Genomic DNA, 19,694 nt, shown 5'->3' with positions numbered 1-19,694 from the left:
TGAACTTTGTGTACCGCAGTCCGATGTGGCGACGCGTGGGCCTCAGGGACACTGTCGCCATGACACATCCTCCCTTGCTGCATGTACACGCAGTCGAAAAGACCTACGGCACCGGTGCGGGCGCGGTCCGGGCGCTTGACCAGGTGAGCTTGGATGTTCCGTGTGGGCAGTTCCTCGCAATCATGGGCCCGTCCGGTTCTGGAAAATCCACTCTTCTTCAATGTGCTGCGGGCCTGGACACCGTGGATGCGGGACAGGTCGTGTTGGACGGTGACGTGCTCACTGCGATGCGCGACGACCAGCTCACCATCACCCGGCGAGACCGGATTGGATTCATTTTCCAGGCGTTCAACCTAATTCCAACGCTCACCGCGAAAGACAACATCGTCTTGCCGCTGAAAATGGCCAAACGCACGGCGGATCCGGATTGGTTCGATCACGTTGTAGCGATGCTGGGCTTGCAGGACCGCCTCACTCACAAACCGGCGGAGCTTTCGGGAGGACAGCAGCAACGCGTTGCTGTGGCCCGCGCGTTGATTACTCAGCCGGATATCATTTTTGCTGATGAACCCACCGGTGCTCTCGACCAAGCTACGAGTGCGAGCCTCATTCGGTTCTTAAGGCGCCTCACGGATGAGCTCAACCAAACTCTCGTCATGGTCACCCATGACGCAGCCGTGGCCAAATGGGCTGATCGAATCGTGGAGCTTCGCGATGGCAGTATTGCCAGAGACATCGTCGCCAGGCCGGTGAATTAGCGTGCTCCGTATCTCTCGCACTTCGCCAGCGAACGTAATCGCTGTCCTGTTTGCTACAGCGCTCGTGACATTTACCGTTTTCCTCCAAGCGGGTGTACGCGGAGATCTCGAGCGAGCCGTGCGCACCGCAACCGGCGACGCTGACCTCATTGTCACCCTCACCGGTGCTGACTCGGCATTACCCGCAGATCTCATTGGGGGGATCAGGGCAGTGCCAGGAGTAGAGAAGGTCGAAGAACAGACTGCCGGTATCGCGGTGGTCGACGATGAAATAGGCGCAGCCATCGAAGTACAGTCGCTTCTCGACGACACGTTGTTCCGCCTCACTGCGGGGCGTATGCCCACCAGTGACAAAGAGTCGGTCATTGTGGAATCCCCAGGAAAGCCGATGCGTTATCTGCCCGGCGCCGAGATCAACCTCAAGAATAACGGCAGCGGTTCCGAAACCATCGTCGTTGTCGGCACCGCGGAGTCTGAACCCGGCGCGACGATGGAGCCATCCCTGCCCACGCTTCTGTGTTCGCGCAGTGCCGCTCAGCGGCTGTTGGGGATCGCGGGAAGCAACGCAGCATTTGTTCAAGTAAGCGGCAGCGTCGACGATGTTCGGGCACAGGTTGCCGAGAAAGTTGCTCAATTTGGCACTACCGCGCGAGTCGAGAGCAGCAGCGAATACGTTGCTGCGAACGCGTCGAAGTACGAAGCTGGCACACAAACTGTAATGCTCGCGCTGCGTCTGCTTACCGCTGTCGCCTTACTTGCTGCGCTCGTGGTGGTTGGTAACAACTACAGACTTCAGCTTGCACGCCGTACGAGGGAGATTGCGCTACTGCGGAGCATAGGTGCTTTGCGACGCCAGGTGTTTACGTCGGTAATTGCCCACGCCGCTGTCGCCGGCGCACTTGGTTCGGCGGGCGGAATCGCACTTGGCGTGGTTGCCGGAGTTTTGGCACTGAAGGGGATGCCTGCCGCGTCAACAGATGCGGGATTCTGGATGCGGCTGATCGCGCTTGGATTGGCTGCTGGAGTTCTTCCTAGCCTGTTGTCGTCTGTAAGGCCGGCTCGACGGGCAACTCGTGTCGCGCCAGTCGAAGCCCTTCGTCGGACGGAGCCAGCAGTCCGGACATCTGGCGGTTCTCGTGGTGGGGGTGGTGCGTGCACGGTGTTGGCGGTGCTGCTCGTCTTCACCGGGATAGCTGTGACCGTCACCGGCGGGGCCACTCAGTCGCTGGCCCTGGTGATCACAGGAGCGCTCCTCGCATGTGCCGGCTTGTTGATCCCTGGAGCGCAAATCTTTACGAGCACAGCACTGGGTTTCAGCCGGATAGCAATTGCTCGAGGGGGAGCGCACGCGGAGCTTGCCAGCGAGCAGCTGCGGCGCCACCCCGGGCGATCTGACGCCACCGCAGCGGCAGTGTGGCTAGGGGCGACATTAATGGCAGCGTTGCTCTCCGGAAGCACTACGGCCCAGGCCACGATGGGCGAAATTGTCGAGGCTGCGACACCAACCGACATCATTGTCACTCCAGCCGGAGACACGGACAACCCTGTGGAGCTAGGTAACCGCGTGAGTCAGCTTCCCCAGGTTGCAAATACTGCCGTCGTGTCAGACGTCGTGCTTGACGCGGAGTTCGCTGCATCGCCGGATAGTGACGGTCCGATGACCGTGGCAGCGTGGACCCCGCAGCTAGGTAGCGTGCTTCGCAGCGACGCGATCATCCCTGAACCCGAGCCAGGAACGATCATTTTGCCACCCACACCGGAGACCACTGCGGGGTCAGGGCTAGTCACCGTCACCCTCCGTCAGTCTGGCAATGCACACCCCTTCGATATCACGGTTATCGAAGGCGCGCCCCTGATAGGCATCGTGCACCAATCGGATCTTGCACGATTCGCGGTGTCTACACCCAGCGTGTGGGTGAAGGTGGTGCCCGGAGCTGACCCACTTGACGCGGCGGATGCGATTGGCGAGCTACCCGGTGTGGCAACGCTGAACAGCCCGGCCGTCCAACGCCTCGAGGCGGATGCGGAACTCACACGATTCGTTGCGCTCGGACTCGCGTTTCTCGCTGTAGCGCTGGTCATTGCAGTAGTGGGACTATCCAACACCGTTGCGCTTTCAGTTACCGAGCGCTATCGAGAAATAGGTCTGCTTCGTGCCCTTGGAGCCCGGCGCACCCAAATTACAGGGATGGTTCTGACTGAGACGTTGCTGCTCGCTCTCGCTGCTGGACTCATTGGCGTGGTATTCGGAGTGCTCTTCGGCGTTACTGGGACGAATGCGCTACTAGGAGGCGAGAAGCTCCATGTTGTGACAGCGATCCCGTGGGCTTCGCTCGCCGCACTGGTGGTGGGCTTGCTCGCAGCTTCGGCGATTGGAGCAGTGCTACCGGCGCGCCGGGCCGCGGCTATTCCGCCGGCTGCGGCGCTCGCGCAGTAGCGGCTAATCAATAGCAGGTACTAGGGGCTACAGTGACTGTCATGACGCAGCCCAATACCGAATCCCTTGCCCGCGCGGAGAAGAAAGCCGCATCCACCGTGGACATGGGCGTAAAGCGCTGGGTGCTCGCCGCCGCGGTGGCCATCTACGTGGTGGCGCTGTTCCTGCCGTTCGTCGGCGGGGCATCGCTGTGGCAGGCGCTCGCCGTAACTGACGCGGCGAAGGACGCTCAAACCGCGTTCACGGAGTACGTCTTCGCGTGGATCTCGCTTATCGGCGTGGGTGTCCTGACCACGCTTGCCGTGGTCACGCAACGCTTCGCACTCGCGGTTCCCGCGTGGATGGTCACCACCGTCTCGCTGGTTTACTCCGTGCTTGGCATCTGGCTGCGCAACTCCAACGCCTCCGGCATTAGTCGTGGTCCCGGCTACTACCTGGTCCTGCTCGCGGTAGTGATCGTGGTGTTTACGGTGTTCCTGCTGATTCTGTCGCGCAACGAGGAGCAGGTGGCCGTCGCGAAGCAGCGCGCCGAAGCGCAAGGCAAGGATGAGGTGGCGCTCGCACAGCGCGCGGCGACGAGGGAGCAGGAAAACCCTTTGCTTATCGACGACCGCCGTGCCCGCGCAGCAGAGCGACACCGCAAGACGTTGGACTAACAGGTACAAGCTCGGGGTGGGGCCCAAGCCCGCAAAAGCCGATATCGTCATGTAGCGTGACCGCCGATCCGCGACCTGGGCTTTTGTGACAGCTCACCCTGTAAACGCCGATATCGGTATTTACGAGATGTGCGCGTTGCCTACCGCTAAACCTGCCACGCGGTGGTGGACGAAACCACCTTGGCGTCAAGCCCGCGCATGATGGCCTTCGCCGTGGGCGAGTCGGCGGGGTAGGAGCAGTACACCGTCTCCAAGTCTTCCCAGATCTCTTTGGCGCGGGTCAGCGACGCGCGCAGCAGGGATTTGCCGATGCCACGGCCGCGGTGCTCTGGAAGGACGTAGACAAGGCCGAGTTCGCAGACCTTCGGGTCGTCGGCGTGGAAGCGCACGACTTCGCAGAGTCCGACGATGACGCCGTCGACGTAGGCCAGCCCGGTCAGTTGCGAGCCGCCGCGGTCTTGCAGCCTCGCGCCGGCGTCGCGGATGCGCTCAAGGTCCCACTCGATCGTGTCCATCATGAGCTCACCGCGAGGGTAGTCGCGCGATGCGGCGGTGAGCAGGCTGGAGAACTGTTCAACTTCGTTCGCGCCAGCCCTGCGTTTGGAGAAGAACCCTGGGCCTTCGATGACTGCGAACTCGGCGGCCACAGTACGAGGCAGGGCATCCAGTGCACTGATCTCGAACGTGGCCTGGTCTTCCCTGAAAGCGGCTGTGTAGCCTGCGTCGGTCAGCGCGGGGGATGCCGGGGCGTCGGGCAGGTGGGTGACCCAGAGTTGGCGGATGGGGCGTTCGAGGCGGGCGGAGAGGTCGTCGAGAAGCAACAGCGCTGCGGCCCACGGTTCGGGCGGTTCATCTTCGCCGGGCATGGGCGCGATCTCGGCGTCGAAGGTGAAGTTCGCTTCGATCACGCGACGGTCTTCGAGCAAAGGCAGGGAGATGAAGAGCCAGGCGTCGGTGTGGTCGAGGTCGTCGTCGAAAAGTTCGCGGTAGCCCAAATCCGTCACCGGGCGGGGTGCCTGTTGGGAGGTGAGCGCGAAGAGGATTGCTTCGGATTCGGCGGACGGCTCGAGGCGCTTCGCAATGTGCGATGCGGACACACCAGAGGTGGCAAGGCCTGTGATGTCTTGGATGGCGAGCGTTGCGGAAAATGCGTAACCCCCGACCACTGCCTCCGATGAGTTGGGCCGGGGGACGTACTGCTGTGGTGTGAGCACTAGCCCTCGTTCACAGCCTTCGCAGCAACGTCGGCGAACTCCTGCCACTGCTTCGCCTGCTCACGCAGCGTTGCTGCCTTTGCGGCGTTGCCCTTGGCCTCAGCCTCTTGGGCTTGGCGCTCAAAGTCGTCGGCCTTGACCTGGAACTGGTTGACCTTGTCCTGCTGGGCAGGGTTGGTTTTGCGCCAGCGGGAGTCTTCGGCCTCGGAGACGCGCTGCTCGATGCGGGCGATCTTGTCCTCGTACTCGCGGATGCGACCGCGTGGTACGAAGCCAATCTCGTCCCACTTGTCCTGCAGTTCGCGCAGTTTCGCCTTCGCGGCGCCGAGGCCCTTCGCGGGGTCGATCTGCGCGTCGTATTCAGCGATGAGCGCATCCTTGGCTTCTGCGTTGGCCTCGAATTCGCGGTCGCGTTCCGCGTTGACGGCGTTGCGGGCTTCGAAGAAGTGGTCCTGGGCGGCGCGGAACCGCTCCCAGAGCTTGTCGTCTACCTCGCGTGGGGCGCGACCGGCGGCCTTCCATTCCGTCATCAGGTCGCGGTAGGCGCGGGCGGTGTTGCCCCAATCCGTGGAGTCCTTGAGCGCTTCGGCGCGGTCGACGAGTTCTTCCTTGATCTTCTTGGCTTGGGCGCGGTTGCGGTCCAACTCGGCGAAGTGGGCGCCACGGCGACGGTTGAAGCTGTCGCGGGCGCGGGAGTAGCGCTTCCACAGCTCGTCGTCGGTTGCGCGGTCGATGCCGCGGATGCCGCGCCACTCCTCGAGGATGTCGCGGATGCGGTCGCCGGCACGCTTCCATTCGGTGGAGTTTTCTGCCAGGTCTTCGGCTTCGGCGGCGAGGGCTTCCTTGCGGGCGATCGCTGCCTTACGTCGCTCTGCCTTTTGCTCCTTAGCCTGCTCGCGGGCATCGGCGGATGCGGCAATCGCAGCATCGAGGCGGGTTTCGACGGCGTCGAGGTCGCCGATTACTGCGGCGTCGTCAAGCGAGGCTTTCAGCGCTTCGGCGGATTTGCGGATCGCGTCTGCGTCTTCCGGGTGAGCGCGCAGACGGGTCTCGATGAGTTCGACTTCGGTAACCAGGTCGTCGTAACGCTGCCCGTAGTGTGCGAGGCCTTCCTCGGGCGTACCTGCCTGCCAGGACGCGATCTGGCGTTCAGTGCCGCCGCGGGTGAGGAAGACGTTGCCGTCTGCATCAACACGGCCAAACTTCGACGGGTCCGACGGCGTACGCGCCGGAACAGGCGCCGGTGTCACTGACGGGGCGGCAGGCGCCGCGGCCGGGCGTGGCCGAGGCTTCGGACCCTTCTTCGCCATGGCGGCAGGCGAGGGGATCTTGCCAGAGGTGTTGGTGGGGTTCGACTCGGTCATGGTGGTCGTCCTTTCCGCGGCATGGACCGCACTGTGCCGCGCGTCGCGGCTGCCTTTGCGCAATGCAAGCGATCGTACAGCCACACACACCGCTGCGGGGCGAATTGGGGTGCTAGGTAGGGTTGGGCGGGTGCGAGCAAACCTTTGGATCATCCCCGGATCGCCTGCGTTGGCGCTCTCGCCTCACGACGACGCCTCGCAGCGCCTCCTGGCCGTCACCCGTGCGTTGGCGGAAACTGCAGGTAGCCACCCGATCGATATCGTCTGCTGCCTCGATGAGCGGTGGTACACGGCGCACACTGGCTCGTTTCGTGCCTGGGGAGGCCCTGACATCACGGTGCGTGGTGGTAACCACTTAGGTGAGCTGGTTGCCAGGTTTGCGCTGGGTGATCCGGAGGTCCGCGACGTGCGTTCGCGTATCGACGAGCCCGATCCCGACGCCATCACTGTTGTCGTTGTCGACGGACCCGCGGGGTTAACACCGCGCGCCCCGCTCGCGTTAGTTCCCGGCGCGCCGGAGACGCACGAGGCCATTGTGCGGTGGTTGGACGGTGGTGAAGCGGTGCTCGTCGATACGCAGGTGCTCGAACCGGAAATGTGGCGTGAACTCGCATCACTTGAGCGCAAGGATGCGCGGTTGATCGATGCTGATGACACGCTGGGTGTCGGACGGTATGTAGCGGAGTGGAGCGTATGAATCCCATTGCAGTTGTAGGTCCTACCGCCAGCGGCAAGTCCGCGCTTGGCATTGCGCTTGCGCACGAGTTCGGCGGGGAAGTGGTCAACGTGGATTCGATGCAGCTCTACCGGGGTATGGACATCGGCACCGCGAAGTTGCCGGTGGAGGAGCGCGAAGGCATCACGCACCACCTGCTGGATATCTGGGATGTGACCAAGACCGCCTCCGTCGCGGAGTACCAGGCGCTTGCCGTGGCCACGGTTGAGGAGATCATGGCGCGTGGCAAGGTGCCGGTGCTGGTGGGCGGTTCGATGCTGTACGTGCAATCGCTTATCGACGCCTGGTCCTTCCCACCCACCGACCCCACCGTGCGCGCCCGCTACGAGGCGCGTCTGGGGGAGATCGGCGTCGACGCGCTGCACGCCGAACTCGCCGAGGTTGATCCGGAAGCAGCCAGCATCATCGAGGACAAAGACCCGCGACGTACCGTGCGCGCCCTCGAAGTCATCGAATTGACCGGCAAACCGTTCAAGGCTTCCCAACCGCCGAAAAATGCACCTCCACGTTGGGGCACGCGCATCCTTGGCCTGCGCACGAACGCCGAGTGGCTCAACCCCCGCATCGAGCTGCGAACCCGCATGATGTTCGAGCAAGGGCTTATCGACGAAACCCGCGCCCTGGTCACAGACGGCCTCGTCCGCAATTCCACTGCCGGTCGCGCCATCGGCTACGCGCAGGTTCTCGCCATGTTCGACGGGGAACTCACCGAAGAACAAGCACTCGAACAGACCATCACCGGCACCCGCCGCTACGTGCGCCGGCAGCGCTCGTGGTTCAACCGCGACCCGCGCACGGTATGGCTCGATGCCGCCGATTCGAGCGTGGTGGATCTCGCGTTAGACTCGCTGGCGTGAGGTTCCTGAAAGCACATGCCACCGAAAACGATTTCGTCGTCCTGATCGACGTCGACGACCAACTCGACATCACCCCTGAGCAGGTCGCCTTCCTGTGTGACCGCCGCGCCGGCGTCGGCGGCGACGGCCTGCTGCGTGTCGTCCGACGTGACGGTATGTGGTTCATGGACTACCGCAACGCCGACGGTTCCATCGCCGAGATGTGCGGCAACGGCATCCGTGCGTTCTCCCACGTACTCGTCGCTGAAGGGCTCGAAGATGCCCGCGAGTTCGACGTGGACACCCGCGCCGGGGTGAAGCACATCCGCGTGCTTGAAGCTGACGAGGCCAACGCCGTCGTCTCCGTCGGCATGGGGGCGGTTCAGGTCACCGGTGTATCCACCGCATCGATGGGGGACAACCAGTTCGCTGGCATCGGCGTGGACGTGGGCAACCCACACCTCGCCTGCGTGATCCCGAGTCTCACACCTGAAGGGCTTGCGGAGATGAACTTTGTCGCCCCGACCTTCGACCCGGAGTTCTTCCCTGAAGGCGTCAACGTCGAAGTGCTTACCGAACTTCGCGACGGCGAAGCGCACATGCGCGTCTGGGAGCGCGGCGTCGGGGAGACCCGCTCCTGCGGCACCGGCACGGTTGCTGCAGCTCAGGCAGTGCTTGCAGACGCCGGGATTGAAAACGGTGCCGTCACCATCAACGTGCCCGGTGGCGCAGTCAAGGTCGAGCTCAACGACGGCGAAGCCACCATGACCGGCCCGGCCACCATCGTGTTTCGAGGAGAACTGACCAGCGCGCTTTAACGAGGAGTTTTTCAAAACCCAGCGCATGGGTGTGTGTTCCTGCTTACAATGCACCTGTCGTTTGCGCCGCAGCTTGGGATCAAGTTGCCGTTCTAAACCAGCAACTTCAAACCGTTACGCCGGGCCGATCTCCTTTGCGGCCCGGCGTGCGTCGTCCCAGGCCTCCTGAAGCTCGAAGGCACGCTCGTCTGCGACCATCAAGATGCGTTCCAACTGGGTTTTGTCGGTGCCGGGGGATTCGAGATAACCGTCGACGCGCTCAATGAAGCGTCGCGCAGAGGATGCTCGAAGCAGAAACTCGTTGATTTGGGGCACAGAGTTATCTGGGTTTGCCAGGGCGGGGTAGTGCAGCGTGCGGTCTGCGATGTCGGCGGCTGATGCGCCGTTTTGGAGCTTTTCGTACGCGTCGAGAATCTCAAGGATGTCGTCGCGCGCGTACTCCAGCGACGATCGCATTGCAGCTACCTCGGGGTCTGGCTGCAGATGTCGGCTGATGAAGAAGGCGCAAGCGATCAGCAGGACAGACAGGAGCAAACCAGGCCACTTCAGCAACAAGACAAGCACTACTGCGGCAGCGAGTACGAGCGCGCCGAGTAGTGCTCGCGAGAGGTCCTTGTCTGGTGAACTCATGGTTCTGCCCTGCAGGATTAGTGGCCGCCGCAACCGCAGGATCCGCCGCAGCCTCCGCAGCCGCCGCCGGTCGGAGTTGGGATGGAGCCGGCCATGACGGCGGTGCCAGCGATCACGGAGTCGCGGGACGGCAGGTCGCCGTCGGGCAGGCACACGTCGAACGGGAACGCAGCATCGACAGCGACGTGGATGAAGCGCTGGCCGGTCAGTTCGGAGGTGCGGTATTCCGCATCGAGTACGCGGCCGGAAAATTCGGCCTGTGCGTCTGGGGTAGAGGCGGCACCGGATGCGACTGCTTCGGCGCCCGGGGAGGTTACCGTGCCAACCACCGCTCCCGGGTGCAGGGCCAGGTAGGCATCGGTTGAGGTGTAGCACTCCGTTGTCAGCGCGAGTGCGGTGACGGAGAGTTCTTGCCATTGGAGCGTGGGCTCGTCGACAAGCAGCGGCCCCTGGGCAAGATTCACGGTCAGGGATGCCATCGCGTTGCCGCGTGGGTCCACCACATCGGCGAGCGCAACTACGTCGTTGATTGGGGTGACGTGCGCGTAGGTGCGGGTCACGGAATCGAATCCTGCAAAGGTAGCGAACGGCTCAACTGCCAAAATGTTGAGCTGGGCGCCTGAGGGGTCGGCGTATTGGATCAGCTGGCCGCCGCGCACTTCACCAGTTACCGCGAGACGGTCGGTGGCAATGGCGGCTTCCACAGCGTCCTGCCACTTGTCAAAGTTCAGGCCGATTGCGGCGAGGTCGTTGCTGATTGCTGTGCTCATGACGCTCGATCCTAGTCGCAGACGCACTTGGGGAAGAATCTCGGGCCTATTGGCGTTTGATGGGGTAGATATGAATAGGACGTTTCAAGCTCCATTAAAGGATGTAATGACTGAACCCCACCTTGACCGTTTCGGCGGTAACCGTGAGCGCTTTTTGCGTGACGACGACACCACGCCCGAGCAACGCGCCCACGACGAACTTCTCCGTGAGGCTTTTCGGCACAACACCGTTCCCGACGAATCCGCACCGACGGTAGGCGCGCTTGACCTGGAGGAGCGCAACGCGTTTCGTTCCGTGACCGGGTCGACCGAGATCCGCTCGCAGGACCAAAAAGACATCACCGAGGTGGAGTACCGCAAACTCCGCATCGAACAGGTCTTGCTCGTTGGCGCGTGGACCGAAGGCACCCTTGCGGAGATTGAGGCTCGCATGTGGGAGCTTTCAGCACTGGCGGAAACAGCCGGCGCTGAAGTCGTCGACATGCTGTATCAAAAGCGCGACAAACCTGATCCGGGTACTTACATCGGCTCCGGCAAGGTTGCGGAGTTGCGTGAGATTGTGCTGTCTACCGGCGTTGACACGGTGATTTTTGATGGTGAGCTTTCGCCGTCGCAGATGATCGCGCTGGAGGAAGCCCTCAAGATCAAGGTGATCGACCGCACGATGTTAATTCTCGATATCTTCGCCCAGCACGCGAAGAGTAAAGAGGGCAAAGCACAGGTCAGCCTTGCGCAGATGGAGTACCTCTACAGCCGTACCCGCGGTTGGGGTGGCAACCTGTCGCGTCAGGCGGGCGGTCGTGCTGGCTCCAACGGCGGTGTGGGCCTGCGTGGTCCTGGTGAGACGCGTATCGAGGCCGACCGTCGCCGCCTGCGCACCGAGATGGCCAAACTGCGCCACCAGCTGCGCGATATGGAGACTGCCCGAGAGATCAAGCGCGCGCAGCGCCAGCGCTCCACTATCCCGAAGATCGCGATCGCGGGCTACACCAACGCGGGTAAATCCTCGTTGATCAACGCGATGACGGGTGCGGGCGTGCTGGTGGAGGACGCGCTGTTTGCCACTCTCGACCCATCGACGCGCAAGGCCAAGTTGGCAGACGGGCGCAACGTAGTGCTGACCGACACTGTCGGGTTTGTGCGCCACCTGCCTACCCAGCTGGTTGAGGCGTTTAAGTCCACGCTCGAAGAGGTCAGCGGCGCCGACCTTGTCCTGCACGTCGTGGACGGTTCGGATCCGTTCCCACTGAAGCAGATCGAAGCAGTCAATGCGGTCCTTGCAGAGGTCACACGCGACTCGGGCGAGGAGATGCCGCCGGAGATCGTTGTGGTGAACAAGATCGACGACGCTGACCCGATCGTTCTTGCCGAACTTCGCCACGCCTTTGAAAAGACGGGCCGTACGGCGGTGTTCGTCTCTGCGCTGACAGGCGAGGGCATTGACGAGTTGGAGGCGCGCATCGAACAGCACCTCAACTCCATCGATGCGCACGTGACCATGGTCGTGCCCTACACCCGCGGAGATGTGGTCAGCCGCGTGCACGAGGAGGGCACAGTGCGCTCCGAGGAGTACGAGGCAGAGGGCACGCGTATCGACGTCCGCCTGCCACGTGTCCTCGCCGACCAGTATGCGGAGTTCGTCGTCTCCTAAGCCTGGCGGTTCGGGTTGGCGTTGACCCCGGTGTTAGCGCCAGTAAGGGTCGAACGCCTTGTAGGTTTCGGCCCCGGTGAGCATCTCGGCGGCGCTTTCGTCTACGACAACCTTCGCGGCGTTGTGCAGCTGCAGTGCCGATGCCGGGCACGATGCGGACAGAGGCCCCTCGACGAGTGCTTGTACCGCGTTAGCCTTCGCCGGGCCAGTGGCGATAAGCACCAGGTGGCGTGCCTCAAGGATGGTGCCGATGCCCTGTGTCAGGGCTTGGCGCGGGACCTCGTCGGCAGAATCGAAGAAGCGTGCATTGTCCTCGATCGTGCGTGGATGCAGGTCGATGAGACGGGTACGGGAGCGCAGCGAACTCGTCGGCTCGTTGAACGCAATGTGTCCGTTTGCGCCAATGCCGAGAATTTGGATATCTACACCGCCCGCGTGGCGGATGGCGTGGTCGTAGGAGGTAGCTGCTGCCTGGGGGTTGGCGGCCTCGCCGTCGGGAGACGCAACGGACGAATCCGGAATGTCGATAGAGCCGGTGAACTCGCGGCGGATCGTCGAGTAGTAAGACTGCTCGTGGTCACGAGGGATGCCGTAGTACTCGTCCAGCAAGAAGGCCTTGCAGTTGGCGAAGCTCAAGCCTTCTTCGCGGTGTCGGCGGATGAGCTCTTTATAGGTTGGGTTGGGTGAGGATCCGGTCGCAAGACCGATGGTGGCGCCTTGTCGTGCGAACGGCTCGATGCAATCGGCGGCGTATGTGCCGACTTCCTCGGGGGTGCGTCGAATGATGATGTCCATGAGGAGCAACTTACCCGCTCGAACTGCTGCGGCTGCGATTAGCTATGCAAAGCGCGCGAGGGCCATAATGAAGACTCGTGACGAACTCAATTGGTTGGACCCTGCATGGCGACGGACGCCATGTGAAACCCGGGGCGGTTGTCGCTCCCGACGAACGACTGTCGTGGTCGCGCACCATCGGCATCGGCATGCAGCATGTGGTGGCTATGTTTGGCGCAACACTGCTGGTGCCCACGCTCACTGGCTTCCCAGTAAACACCACGTTGCTGTTTTCCGGACTTGGCACGATTATCTTCCTGCTGATCACCCGGAACCAGTTGCCGAGCTACCTTGGCTCTTCTTTTGCCTTCATCGCCCCGCTGACCGCGTCTCAGCAGTATGGCATTGGATCGCAACTCGGTGGTGTGCTGCTGACGGGTGTGGCGCTCATCCTTGTCGGTGTGATCGTGCAAAAAGCCGGCAAACGCGTCATTGACGCCGTAATGCCCCCTGTAGTCACAGGTGCCATTGTGGCGCTAATCGGCTTTAACCTCGCACCGACTGCGGTCAGTAACGTACAAACCCAGCCTGCTGTTGCAGGCGTGACCTTGCTGACCATCGTGCTGGTCACGGTTGCAACGCGCGGGATGCTTTCTCGACTGTCCATCCTGATTGGTGTGCTGGTGGGTTGGCTCTTCGCAGCACTCACCGGCGGTTTGAGCGAGGACGCGCTGGCCACAATCGGTGACGCCGCCTGGGTTGGCCTGCCGCAGTTCCACACTCCGGAGTTCCACCTTTCTGCCGTGCTAGTGACACTTCCGGTGCTTGTTGTGCTCATTGCTGAAAACGTCGGACACGTCAAGGCGGTCGCCGAGATGACCCACCGCAACCTGGACCACATGCAGGGCCGGGCACTGATCGGCGATGGCATCGCCACGACCCTGGCGGGTGGCTTCGGCGGCTCCGGCACCACTACTTACGCCGAAAACATCGGAGTCATGGCCGCGACCAAGGTGTATTCCACCGCTGCGTACTGGGTGGCTGCCACCTTCGCGATCATCCTCGCGTTCATCCCGAAGTTCGGCGCCGTCATCTTCACCATTCCCGCCGGCGTGCTCGGTGGCGCGTGCTTGGTGCTCTACGGCCTGATCGGCATGCTTGGCGTGCGTATCTGGCAGGACAACAAGGTCGACTTCACTGACCCGGCGAACCTCACCGCAGCTGCCGTCGCGCTGATTGTCGGCATCGGCAACCTCACCTTCGAGGTCGGGCAGGTCACCCTGGAAGGCATCGCCCTCGGCTCCGTCGGCATCATCGTTATCTATCCGCTGATGCGGTGGGCTTACGACCATATTGGTGAAGGCCAGTTCCGCTAACCTCACCCATCAAAAAGACTACGCCCGGGCAACCACTGTGGTTGCCCGGGCGTAGTCGTCGCTAAGCAAGAAGCTTTTACTCGTCGTCGAGATTTTTCGCGATCAGTGCGGCGATCTTCTCAACCGCCTCGGCATTATCAGAGGTGACGATGACCTCATCGCCGTGCTCTGCACCCATCGCCATGATCATGAGCGAGGACGCAGCATCAGTCTCATCGTCCTCGTCGCCGCCGACCAGGGTAAGCAGGATCTCGTCATCGTACTCACCAGCAGCGTCCGCAATCACCGTCGCCGGACGAGCGTGCAGACCAACCGTGGAACCGACCTTGACCGTCTTCGAAGCCATAATGCAACTTTCCTTTCACGCGGCTTTTCAAGAATGCGCTTTGCAGTCGAGTGTACGCCCTTGTGCTTAAGCCGACACGAGTTCTTCCTCGCGTTTCGCAGCCTTTCGGATCTCATCGTTAGGCCACCACTGTTTGAGCGCCACAACAGCGAGCGTCGCCACCGCGACACCGGCAGCCAACGCCACGAGCATGCCCCACCACGGGTGGTAGGCGAAGATCACAAACACGCCACCGTGCGGTGCCTGTGCACCCACACCAAGGGCCATCGAGACCGCACCTGCGGTTGCACCGCCAAGCATCATCGAAGGGATCACACGGAACGGATCTGCAGCTGCGAACGGAATTGCGCCTTCTGACACGAACGACAATCCCAACAGCCAGGCGGATTTGCCGTTCTCCTGCTCAGCCGGGGTAAACAGCGAGGAACGCAGGAAGGTGGCGATAGACAGCGCGATCGGCGGCACCATGCCCGAGATCATTACCGCGGCCATGATTTCGTACGCACCCTGGGTACCCGCAGACAAGCCAGCGGTGCCGAACAGGTAAGCAGCCTTGTTCACCGGACCACCCAGGTCGAAGCACATCATCAAGCCGATAGTCACGCCAAGCAGCACGGCAGACGAACCGGACATGGACTCCAGCCACGCGGTGAGTCCTTCCATGACAGCGCCGAGCGGACGGCCCAGCAGCAGGAACATCAGTACGCCGATGATCAGCGATGTCAGCAGCGGGATGATCACCACCGGCATGAGCGAACCCAGCCAGCGCGGAACCTTCCACGTCTGAATCCAGTGGGCGATCACACCTGCGAGCAAACCGGTGATCAGGCCACCGATGAAGCCAGCGCCGACCATCACGGAGATTGCGCCGCCGACGAAGCCAGGTGCGATACCCGGGCGCCCAGCGAGTCCGTAGCCGATGTAGCCGGACAGTGCCGGCACGACGAATTGCATAGCCATCTGCCCAGTGGCGAAGAGCACTGCGCCGAGGTAGAGCAACCAGCCGGAGCGCCTGAACGCAATGAGTTCGCCGTCCACAGTGATCTGATTGCTCGGCAGGTTGGTCGGGGAGTGCTCGGTGACCAGTGCCTGCCAGCCATTCGCCATGTCCGCGCCGCCGAAGAGGAATCCGAGGGCCAACAGCAGGCCACCGGCGGCGACGAACGGCACCATGTAGGAAACGCCGGTCATGATCGCTTGTTGGATGCGCTTGGGCCAGCTCTGTGTCGCGGCAGACGCGGTGTCGTCACTATCTGCCTTCGACGCTGCAGCTACTCGAGGTGCGTTTGGGTCCTTCGATGCGGCGATCGCCTCATCGATCATCGCGTCCGGTTCGTTGACACCACGCTTGACTGGACTGTCGACCACGGGCTTACCCGCGAAGCGACTCTTTCCGCGAACAGCGACATCATGGGCGAAAATCACCACATCAGCGGAATCGATAAACGCCTGGTCGAGCGGATCCCCACCGGAGGAGCCTTGCGGCTCGACACGAAGATCAACATTGTCGCGCTTGCTAGCTGCTTGCGTCAGTGCATCCGCTGCCATGTAGGTGTGCGCAATGCCGGTCGCACACGATGTGACCGCTGCAATACGAATTGGCGCATTGCTTTGCGACGACACCACCGCATCGGCCTTCTTCTTCGGTTCAGCCTTCTTCGGTTCAGCATTGACCACGCCGTGCACAAGATCCACGATCTCCTGCTCGGACGCGGCGGAGCGGAGGTTATCAACGAAATCGCCGCGGACCAGTGCGCGGGCGAGCTTCGAGAGAATCTTTAAGTGTGCCTTGCCGCCGCCTTCAGGTGCTGCAATGAGAAACACCAGCTCGGCGTCACCGTCGGGGCCGTTGAAGTCAACAGGGTTGGACAGCCGGGCAAACGCAAGCGTGGATTCGGTGACAGCGGCACTACGGCAGTGCGGGATAGCGACCCGTCCGTTCACGCCGGTGCCGGCCTTAGCCTCGCGCGCGACGGCTGCCTCAGCCACCGCTGCGGCATCAGTCGCACGGCCAGAATCTGCGATACGTGCAGCGAGCTGGCCAATGACATCGGAGGGAGAAATGCCAAGGTCAGCATCAAGCGTGACAAGTTTTGGCGTGATGAGAGGTTGATTCACGTTGTCTTCTTTCATGCAGTTATACGGGGAACACGTGAGTGTGTTCAAGGTCGATATCGGAAGGAGAGGGGATGCCAGTGCCCGGCAGCGACGCCGCAGCCGAGCCGTACGCCACTGCACGGCGGAGGCACTCGGCTGGTTCATCCCCGGCGATCCGTGCCATCAGGTAGCCAGCCAACGAACTATCACCAGCGCCGACGGTTGAGAGCACCGTGACTGGAGGTGGGGTCGCCGCCCACGCACCAGCGCGAGTAACTAAGCATGCACCGGCGCCGCCTAAGGTGACCAGTACTTCGTTGACCCCGTGGTCAATCAGTTTCTGTGCTGCCGAAACGATGGCGGCGTAGTCGCCCTCGGAAGCGCTGCGCTCCAATGCGCTGCCGTCGCCACCGGTGAGCTGCGCGAGCTCAAACGCGTTTGGCTTCAACACGTCCGGCGCGCTCGTATCGAGTCGCTCACCAATTGCCTGCAGCGGTGCATCGGAAGTATCCACTGCGACCAGCGCGCCAGCATTAACCCGACGGATGCGCTCCACAAGATCTGCGTACCAGTCAGTTGGGACACCAGGGGGAAGCGATCCTGCAAGAACGACGGCTTCAGCGTCTGCGACGACTGAATCTATAGCTGATTCAACGGCCGCCTTTTCGTCGTCGCAAAGCCTCGCTCCTGGTTCGTTGATCTTTGTCGTTGTTGCGTCATCTTCAACGATCGCAGTATTGGTTCGCACCGATGCCGCGATAGCAACGGGGTGAAACTGCACCGGCAGTTCACGGATGACGTCCGCAAACGGATCGGAGGGGGCACAGGGGGCAATCGCGATGGTTCGAATGCCCGCTTTGGCACACGCGTGCGCGACATTGACCCCTTTTCCACCCGCCTCTTTTCGGGTCTGGGAAATCCGCGCAACCTCACCGCGTTTAAGCACGGGGACGTTTACGGTCACATCCATGCTGGGGTTTGGGGTGAGGGTGACTACCCGCACCGTGTTCTTTGTGCTGCTCACACAACCAGTGTGTCCGATTGTATCCGTTTTTGCAACGAATCCCACACAATCGGAATTAGTGTGTGCTGGATGTCACCGGCGCAAGAACGACCTCAATATCATTGCGCTCGAGATCTTCGAGGAAGGTCTCAGGTGCATCACTATCGGTAATGACGATGTCGATGGCATCGAGGGGTGCGAAACTGACAAGGTAATCGTTGCCGATCTTCGATGAATCACACAAGACCACGACCTTCTGGGCATTTGTGACCATGGCCGATTTCACGGCTGCTTCCTGAGAATCGGCGGTAGATAGGCCGTGGTCAATCGTCAGTGCATTGGTACCAATGAATGCGACATCGGCGCGGAGCAATGCCAACGTTCGAAGTGCAGTCGCACCAACTACCGCTTGCGTAATTGCACGAACTGACCCTCCAAGAAGCTGTACGCCATCAAGGCCTGCGGAGGAAAGATCCAGGGCGATTGGCAGCGAATTTGTCACGATAGAGCAGTCTTGAGCGCGGGTGTCCTCGCAAAGCAACTGTGCAAAGTAACTGGTTGTAGAGCCAGAATCCAGAAAAATCGCGGCGTTGTCGTGGCGGGGGAGAAAATCCAGTGCAGCTTTCGCGATCGCGGTCTTCGCATCAGATGCCGCACGAGACCGGGCATCGAGCGGGAGTTCAGAGGTGAGAAACGCTTGGCTTGCAACAGCACCACCATGTACGCGGTGCACAATCCCATCGGCGTGAAGTGCGGTGAGGTCGCGGCGGATCGTTTCGGCAGTGACATCGAACTTCTCCGCGAGTTCAGCGACGCTCACCCTGCCTTCCACAGCAGTAAGTGACGCAATCTGGCGTTTGCGCTCCTCGGCGTACATCGCACTCCTCAAACGTTTTGGTCGGAGTACTCAGTATTTCAGACATTCATGCCCGGATGTCTGCGATTGTGTTTGTTTTGCCCCTAAAGGAGGGCAAATTCCCGCTAAAGAGTGCGGAAAACGGAAATAACACGCCCCATGATCTCTGCGTTATCGCCCTTGATTGGGGCAAAAGCATCATTGTGGGGAAGGAGCCACACACCGGTGGAATCGCGGTGGAACTCTTTGACTGTCGCCTCGCCGTCAAGCAATGCAGCGACGAACTCGCCTTCCTCGGCAACAGGCTGCGAACGTACAACAACCCAGTCGCCGTTGAGGATGCCAGCATCGCGCATGGACTCTCCAACAACCTGAAGCATGAAAACGTCGCCATCGCCGAGTAGGTCACTAGGAAGTGGGTAATACGTGTCGACGTTTTCTTCGGCCAGGATTGGCGCGCCAGCTGCTATCTGTCCCAAAACTGGAACGTAACGCGCGGGAGTGGCGTCCTCGGGTGTGTCCTGCTGGGGGGTCTTGCGCTTCGGTTTGGTTGTCTGTTGCAGGTGGCGCAGATCCACGGCACGCGGCTTATTGGGGTCGCGGCGCAGGAATCCCTTCTTCTCCAGTTCCTTGAGCTGGTATGCCACGGATGAGGTTGATTGCAGCCCGGTAGCGTCGCCGATCTCACGGATGCTTGGCGGGTAGCCGCGGAGTACAACGGCGTCTTGGATGACCTGAAGGATTCGACGTTGCCTGTCTGAAAGTGTGCTCATGTCGAGATTGCCTGCGTCAGATTTTTTCTTTGCCACTGCTTTTCCTCTTTCCGCGTGTCTCTGTTTCTAGGTCTGTAGGCATAGAACCTACCAGATAGGGCAAGTTTGTTCGATATTTTCCACTTTGGGCTAGACAGTATTTGCTCGCTTTGCTATAAATCGAACATGTAAGCGGAATCGAACATACAAACGATTACATATTCGAACATGTCGAGTGCATTCGTACAGTGGTGCACGAGATTGAAGGAGAGTGAAATGTCGGTAACGATTAATCCAGCAGTGAACAGTGGGTATGGGAGCGATTGCGGTGTATCTCGGACGCCTCGGTTAGCGCAGCCGGTCGAGGTGTGGGACCTTAATCCAGGACGAGATCGTAGCGGTGTTTATAGCGGTGTTCGAACGCTTGACGTTATTGATCGAAAGGGTGAGCGTACAGAGAACCTAGGTCATGGACGTCGGGAATATGTATCTGAGGCATTCGAATCTCACCGCGAGGGCAAGGAAGGTTTCGTCTTAGCAGCGTTGCTGACTGGAGCGCTTTTAGCCGGCTCTGCGTTTGGTGGAGTGTTTAGTGATGCAGGCCAGGTGCCGGGGTCGTC

General features: G+C 61.3%; 18 protein-coding genes. 8 read left to right on the top strand and 10 right to left on the bottom strand.

All coding sequences use genetic code 11. The features are described from left to right. Positions 1-59 precede the first annotated feature (59 nt). The 3 genes from HMPREF2736_RS05200 (at position 60) to HMPREF2736_RS05190 (ending at position 3,851) form a co-directional block, all read left to right on the top strand. Positions 60-758: an ABC transporter ATP-binding protein gene (locus HMPREF2736_RS05200; RefSeq protein WP_070829182.1), complete on the top strand. Its 699-nt coding sequence runs from the start codon at positions 60-62 to the stop codon at positions 756-758. Positions 759-822: 64 nt separating this feature from the next. Further along, positions 823-3,195 (top strand): ABC transporter permease, encoded by a 2,373-nt coding sequence (locus tag HMPREF2736_RS05195; RefSeq protein ID WP_141761589.1) that lies wholly within the window; start codon positions 823-825, stop codon positions 3,193-3,195. A gap of 41 nt (positions 3,196-3,236) precedes the next feature. Beyond that, positions 3,237-3,851, top strand: a complete 615-nt coding sequence (locus HMPREF2736_RS05190) for an Rv2732c family membrane protein (protein ID WP_070829031.1) — start codon at positions 3,237-3,239, stop codon at positions 3,849-3,851. A 146-nt stretch (positions 3,852-3,997) separates the two neighbouring features. Here HMPREF2736_RS05190 and HMPREF2736_RS05185 read toward each other — a convergent pair whose 3' ends face one another. Next, complete coding sequence (locus HMPREF2736_RS05185) at positions 3,998-5,065, bottom strand: GNAT family N-acetyltransferase (RefSeq protein WP_070829030.1); 1,068 nt, start codon at positions 5,063-5,065, stop codon at positions 3,998-4,000. Beyond that, a complete protein-coding gene (locus tag HMPREF2736_RS05180) occupies positions 5,065-6,429 on the bottom strand; it encodes a DUF349 domain-containing protein (protein ID WP_070816260.1) in 1,365 nt (454 codons plus the stop codon). Before HMPREF2736_RS05180 ends, HMPREF2736_RS05185 begins: the two co-directional genes overlap by 1 nt. Positions 6,430-6,559: 130 nt before the next feature. On the opposite strand from HMPREF2736_RS05180, the gene HMPREF2736_RS05175 reads away from it, so the two are divergent. Genes HMPREF2736_RS05175 through dapF form a run of 3 tightly spaced genes read left to right on the top strand, consistent with a single transcriptional unit; the run spans position 6,560 to position 8,819 of the window. Then, positions 6,560-7,126, top strand: a complete 567-nt coding sequence (locus HMPREF2736_RS05175) for a hypothetical protein (protein WP_070829029.1) — start codon at positions 6,560-6,562, stop codon at positions 7,124-7,126. Next, the gene (miaA, locus tag HMPREF2736_RS05170; protein WP_070829028.1) at positions 7,123-8,022 is read left to right on the top strand and encodes a tRNA (adenosine(37)-N6)-dimethylallyltransferase MiaA; all 900 of its coding nucleotides are present in this window, start codon (positions 7,123-7,125) and stop codon (positions 8,020-8,022) included. The genes HMPREF2736_RS05175 and miaA overlap by 4 nt, the downstream gene beginning before the upstream one ends. Next, positions 7,965-8,819, top strand: a complete 855-nt coding sequence (gene dapF, locus HMPREF2736_RS05165; protein ID WP_070829027.1) for a diaminopimelate epimerase — start codon at positions 7,965-7,967, stop codon at positions 8,817-8,819. Before miaA ends, dapF begins: the two co-directional genes overlap by 58 nt. Before the next feature lie 114 nt (positions 8,820-8,933). Here the strand turns inward: dapF and HMPREF2736_RS05160 are convergent, their stop codons facing one another. Then, positions 8,934-9,449 carry a hypothetical protein gene (locus HMPREF2736_RS05160; RefSeq protein WP_070614518.1) on the bottom strand — a complete coding sequence of 172 codons (516 nt, stop codon included), beginning with the start codon at positions 9,447-9,449 and terminating at the stop codon, positions 8,934-8,936. Positions 9,450-9,466: 17 nt separating this feature from the next. Continuing rightward, positions 9,467-10,219 carry a hypothetical protein gene (locus HMPREF2736_RS05155; protein ID WP_246822056.1) on the bottom strand — a complete coding sequence of 251 codons (753 nt, stop codon included), beginning with the start codon at positions 10,217-10,219 and terminating at the stop codon, positions 9,467-9,469. 106 nt (positions 10,220-10,325) lie between these two features. Here HMPREF2736_RS05155 and hflX point away from each other — a divergent pair, with 106 nt between their 5' ends. After that, positions 10,326-11,870 (top strand): GTPase HflX, encoded by a 1,545-nt coding sequence (hflX, locus tag HMPREF2736_RS05150; protein WP_083308901.1) that lies wholly within the window; start codon positions 10,326-10,328, stop codon positions 11,868-11,870. 33 nt (positions 11,871-11,903) lie between these two features. Here hflX and nagB read toward each other — a convergent pair whose 3' ends face one another. Then, positions 11,904-12,665, bottom strand: a complete 762-nt coding sequence (nagB, locus tag HMPREF2736_RS05145; RefSeq protein ID WP_070422335.1) for a glucosamine-6-phosphate deaminase — start codon at positions 12,663-12,665, stop codon at positions 11,904-11,906. Between the two features lie 77 nt (positions 12,666-12,742). Between nagB and HMPREF2736_RS05140 the strand changes: the two genes are divergently transcribed. Next, on the top strand, positions 12,743-14,020 hold the full coding sequence (locus tag HMPREF2736_RS05140) for a uracil-xanthine permease family protein (protein WP_070820304.1): 1,278 nt from the start codon (positions 12,743-12,745) through the stop codon (positions 14,018-14,020). Positions 14,021-14,096: 76 nt separating this feature from the next. Here the strand turns inward: HMPREF2736_RS05140 and HMPREF2736_RS05135 are convergent, their stop codons facing one another. The 5 genes from HMPREF2736_RS05135 to lexA form a co-directional block, all read right to left on the bottom strand. Then, the gene (locus HMPREF2736_RS05135; RefSeq protein ID WP_070422337.1) at positions 14,097-14,366 is read right to left on the bottom strand and encodes an HPr family phosphocarrier protein; all 270 of its coding nucleotides are present in this window, start codon (positions 14,364-14,366) and stop codon (positions 14,097-14,099) included. Between the two features lie 66 nt (positions 14,367-14,432). Next, positions 14,433-16,484 carry a PTS fructose transporter subunit IIABC gene (locus HMPREF2736_RS05130; protein ID WP_210399443.1) on the bottom strand — a complete coding sequence of 684 codons (2,052 nt, stop codon included), beginning with the start codon at positions 16,482-16,484 and terminating at the stop codon, positions 14,433-14,435. 19 nt (positions 16,485-16,503) lie between these two features. Beyond that, positions 16,504-17,487: a 1-phosphofructokinase family hexose kinase gene (locus tag HMPREF2736_RS05125; protein WP_224212638.1), complete on the bottom strand. Its 984-nt coding sequence runs from the start codon at positions 17,485-17,487 to the stop codon at positions 16,504-16,506. A 55-nt stretch (positions 17,488-17,542) separates the two neighbouring features. Continuing rightward, positions 17,543-18,343: a DeoR/GlpR family DNA-binding transcription regulator gene (locus tag HMPREF2736_RS05120; RefSeq protein ID WP_070829025.1), complete on the bottom strand. Its 801-nt coding sequence runs from the start codon at positions 18,341-18,343 to the stop codon at positions 17,543-17,545. Between the two features lie 104 nt (positions 18,344-18,447). Then, complete coding sequence (gene lexA / locus HMPREF2736_RS05115) at positions 18,448-19,095, bottom strand: transcriptional repressor LexA (protein ID WP_070422402.1); 648 nt, start codon at positions 19,093-19,095, stop codon at positions 18,448-18,450. Between the last annotated feature and the right edge of the window lie 599 nt (positions 19,096-19,694).

The sequence above is a fragment of the Corynebacterium sp. HMSC036E10 genome (assembly GCF_001836265.1).
Taxonomy (GTDB): Bacteria; Actinomycetota; Actinomycetes; order Mycobacteriales; family Mycobacteriaceae; genus Corynebacterium; species Corynebacterium coyleae.
The sequence above is the reverse complement of the archived record's forward strand: the minus strand, read 5'-3'. Positions and strand labels throughout refer to the sequence as shown.